The sequence below is a fragment of the Kineococcus indalonis genome, assembly GCF_009906395.1.
Lineage (GTDB): Bacteria > Actinomycetota > Actinomycetes > Actinomycetales > Kineococcaceae > Kineococcus > Kineococcus indalonis.
The window spans coordinates 881-2832 of record NZ_JAAALM010000515.1 but is presented as its reverse complement, the minus strand read 5'-3'; the positions used below and the strand labels follow the sequence as shown (position 1 = coordinate 2832).

Below are 1952 nucleotides of genomic sequence, written 5' to 3'. Positions count from 1 at the left end.
CGTCCCGCGCGCCGGGGGCGCGCGGGACGGGGTCAGCTGGCCAGCGGGTGCACCCTGCTCAGGCCGAGCATGCCCTCGACGACGCGGTGGAACTCCACGGCGTCGGCCAGCAGGGCGTCGGCGTCCGCGGCGTCGACGGCGTCGGGCTGGCCGGCCTCGACGCGCGCCCGCAGGCGGGCGCTGGCGGCGAAGCGGTGCGACCAGTCCGTCAGCGCGGGGTCCAGCCGCGGCAGCATCTCCCACACGCTGCGCGGCTGGCTGCGCCGCGGGGCGGTGGGCCGGCCGTGCAGGGCGACCAGGGCCGCGCCGGCGCGCAGGGCCGACAGGTGGGCGTGCAGGTAGCGCTCGGCCGGTGCCGCCTCGGCGGCGGCCTCGCGCAGCTCGGTCTCGCAACGCTCGAGCAGGTCCAGCGTGGCGGTGTTCAGGTGTCGGGGGCGGTCGGCGGTACCCTCGGGGGCGCCACCGGGGGAAGAGGCCCTCGGGGTGGTCATCGCGGTTCACCTCTCCGGTGCTGTCCGGATCTCAGTCGCTGACGCGGAGCAACCGCCACGCGCCGTCGACCTCCTGGTTACCAGGAGCCTCCGACACGAGGCCCTGCCCGTGAGCGCGGCCGACCGGCCGCGCGGTCGCCGCCGTGCCCGCCACCACGGGGTGGGCGAGGTCGTAGACGCCGGCGCGGGTGCGCCCGACGGCGGCCTCCACGCGGAACACCTCGCGCTCCAGCTCCCCCAGCGCCAGGACCGGCCGGGGGGCGGGGGCCCCGGCCAGCACCTCCGAGCCGGGCACCTCGTCACCGGGCGCCTCGCCCCGGCGCGGCGCACCCGGCGCACCCGGCGCACCGGCGTCCTCGCCGTGCACCGCGGCCACCGCGGGCCCCTCCCACCAGGCGCTGCGCTCGCGCCAGTGCGCCAGCACCGAGCGCACGAGGTAGAGCCGGTCGCGCCACACGAACTGCACCGGGGCGCCGGGGTCGTCGCCCAGGACGCCGCACCGCACGTGCACCTCGTCAGAGAACCGTCGCACCGGGCTTCCCCCTCCTGCTCCAGCCGGCGCCGCGGACCTCCCGCGGCGGGCGAGCCGGGGGAAGCGGCTGCGCGCGGCGCGCCCGGGGCGCGGGCCGCGGGAGCTTCCCCTTCTCCCCGGACCGCGCCGCCGGACGGCCACGGCGTTCGAACACCGGTTCGAACGCTCTTCGAAGCTACACCACCGGTGCTCCCCCGCGTCAACGGAACGGGCACCTCCCGCGCCCGCCCGGGCGGGCGCGCACCGCCCCGGCGAGGACCCCGGCAGCACCCGGGCGGCACCCGGGCGGCACCCGCGCGGCGCCCCTGTGGTGCCCTGGTGGCGCGCGGGGCCCGTCCAGCGCGACGGGGCGCCGGGACGCGCCTACCGTGGGGGTGCATGAGGTGGACGACCGCCGATCGCACCTCCGCCGGGAGCGGTCTCCTCGACGCGCCGCCGGGGCGCCAACCCCCCGGGCACCTGGACGCCGACCCGCCGGCCCCGTCGAGCGCACGGTCCACCGCCCGGGCGCTGGAGCTGCTGGGCGCCACCGGCGAGGTGGTCCTGCTGCCCCCGGGCCTGCGCACCGCCGAGGCCGTGGCCGACCACCTGGGCGTGCCCACCGCGGCCGTCGCCCGCAGCGCCCTGCTGCGCACCCCCGACGGCACGCCGCTGCTCGTCGTGGCCTCCGCCGTGCACGAGCTGTTCCCGCCGCTGCTGGCCGCGGTCCTCTGCGTGCCGGGTCTGGAGGTCGCCGGCGAGGCGGAGACGGCCCGCCGCACCGGCTCGGTGCTCGGGTCCGCCTCCCCCGTGGGGCTGGCCGAGCCGCTGCCCACCTACGTCGACGTCACGCTGGCCCTGCACCCGGCGGTGTGGGTGCCCGCGGGCCACCCGTGCGCCTTCTTCCGCACCCGCTACGACGAGCTGCTGAGGCTGGCGGGCGCCCACCC

3 protein-coding genes are annotated in these 1952 nt (G+C 79.5%); 1 reads left to right on the top strand and 2 read right to left on the bottom strand.

Going from position 1 to position 1952, the window contains the following annotated elements:
* Positions 1-32 precede the first annotated feature (32 nt).
* Both GTR00_RS18235 and GTR00_RS25190 read right to left on the bottom strand, forming a co-directional pair.
* Positions 33-491, bottom strand: coding sequence for an SAV_6107 family HEPN domain-containing protein (locus tag GTR00_RS18235; protein WP_166612993.1), 459 nt, complete (start codon positions 489-491; stop codon positions 33-35).
* Between the two features lie 31 nt (positions 492-522).
* Positions 523-1023 (bottom strand): DUF6504 family protein, encoded by a 501-nt coding sequence (locus GTR00_RS25190; RefSeq protein ID WP_205706140.1) that lies wholly within the window; start codon positions 1021-1023, stop codon positions 523-525.
* Between the two features lie 378 nt (positions 1024-1401).
* Between GTR00_RS25190 and GTR00_RS23115 the strand changes: the two genes are divergently transcribed.
* On the top strand, positions 1402-1952 hold a 551-nt coding region (locus GTR00_RS23115; protein ID WP_205706139.1), incomplete at its 3' end, for an aminoacyl-tRNA deacylase.